This is a genomic window from Cytobacillus firmus NBRC 15306 (genome assembly GCF_001591465.1).
Taxonomy (GTDB): Bacteria; Bacillota; Bacilli; order Bacillales; family Cytobacillaceae; genus Cytobacillus; species Cytobacillus firmus.
This window is the reverse complement of the sequence record NZ_BCUY01000218.1, coordinates 1-1,350: the sequence shown is the minus strand read 5'-3', so window position 1 is coordinate 1,350 and position 1,350 is coordinate 1. Positions and strand designations below refer to the sequence as shown.

The 1,350-nt window shown below is 44.1% G+C and carries 2 protein-coding genes and 1 pseudogene; all 3 read right to left on the bottom strand.

The window, feature by feature from the left end; genetic code table 11:
• Positions 1 to 109: 109 nt before the first annotated feature.
• Positions 110 to 346, bottom strand: coding sequence for a DUF5348 domain-containing protein (locus tag BFI01S_RS21940; RefSeq protein ID WP_061794455.1), 237 nt, complete (start codon positions 344 to 346; stop codon positions 110 to 112).
• Positions 343 to 1,143 (bottom strand): ExeA family protein, encoded by an 801-nt coding sequence (locus tag BFI01S_RS21935; RefSeq protein ID WP_061794454.1) that lies wholly within the window; start codon positions 1,141 to 1,143, stop codon positions 343 to 345. Before BFI01S_RS21935 ends, BFI01S_RS21940 begins: the two co-directional genes overlap by 4 nt.
• Positions 1,136 to 1,350, bottom strand: a pseudogene (locus tag BFI01S_RS23625) (transposase); the annotation flags it as partial. The pseudogene BFI01S_RS23625 and the gene BFI01S_RS21935, both read right to left, overlap by 8 nt.

Below are 1,350 nucleotides of genomic sequence, written 5' to 3'. Positions count from 1 at the left end.
TGTTAATGACGTTTTATAATGACCCGAAATTGTCGACGCTAGTTGTCCTGAAACTGACGGATTCACTGACCAAAACGAAAGGGAAGCTGTCATTGCTTCCCGAACATTCTTATACATCTACTTGATACGTTTCATTTTTCTTTAGATAAAACCTGACTTCATTTCGACCGGTTAGAATATACCAGTCTCTGCCCAATTCTAGACGGCAGGAAAGAATCTGTCCGTATCCTAGATGAAGCTCAAACCATTCCCCACACCGCATTTTATAACCTGAATTATCCCCCAAAAATACAACCCAACAGTCCAACTCTTCATTGTAATTCATATCTTTCCAGCGGCCCTTCATGAAAGTTCCCCCTGGATGACTTGCTTAATCATATGATCGTCAATGATTCTTCGACCATTTTGTGAGCCGTATAAAAGGCTATGGGTGCAGAGTTTATTAATGAGTCTAGCTGCTCCACCAGAGAACCGATGGATTTCATCTAGGGCTCCGTCAGAAAATATGGGTTGATCCACTCCGGCATACCGAAGATGCCTGGAAACATACTCCCCAACTTGGGCACGGTCTAGATGGCCTAACTGGAATTGGATATCGATTCTTTGACGAATCGCTGCATAGGACTGGAGTCGAAGTCGATCCCACAATTCACTTTGACCGACGAGAATAAGTGCCATCGGGCTTTGCGAATCCATCTTAAAATTCAGAAGGAATCGAACCTCTTCAAGCATTTCCCGATCGAGCAGGTGAGCTTCATCCACTACCACAACAGGTTGGAGTCCTCGTATTCCTTTCATTAATTCAATCTCCCGATGTAGTTGCCGTTTTGCATCTCCTCGATAAAACTTTGCTTCAGAGCCTAACTGTTCTAATAGACCTTTGTAAAAATGGCGAGGAGTTAACTTCGAATCGGACAGATAAAGGACGTGGAATTTCCCTTTGTCCAGTTTGTCCACGAACTTACGGATTGTCGTTGTTTTTCCGGTGCCACTATCTCCACTCAGGATGGCAAAAAGCTGTCTTTCAGCTGCATATTTCAGTCTTCCGAGGATTTCTTGCGTCATGGAAGAATCATAGAGCTGTTCCGTTGGCAGATTTCGGGTAAAAGGGGTATTTTCCATTTCGTAAAAAGCTTCAAACAAGAGAATCATCCTCCTTCCAAACGCCACGGAAGGTTACGGCAGTCTTCTGTTCGCTTTTGCGTTTCTCATTCTTTCGTTCAGCTGCTTTTAATAGTCTGGAAGATTCCACATTCTGCACCTGCAGGTGCTCCGGTAATGCAGGACGTTTTCCTGCTCTTTCTCCAATGATGAGCTTTCTTGCTTTCCAAGGAGCGTGATCCTCAAACT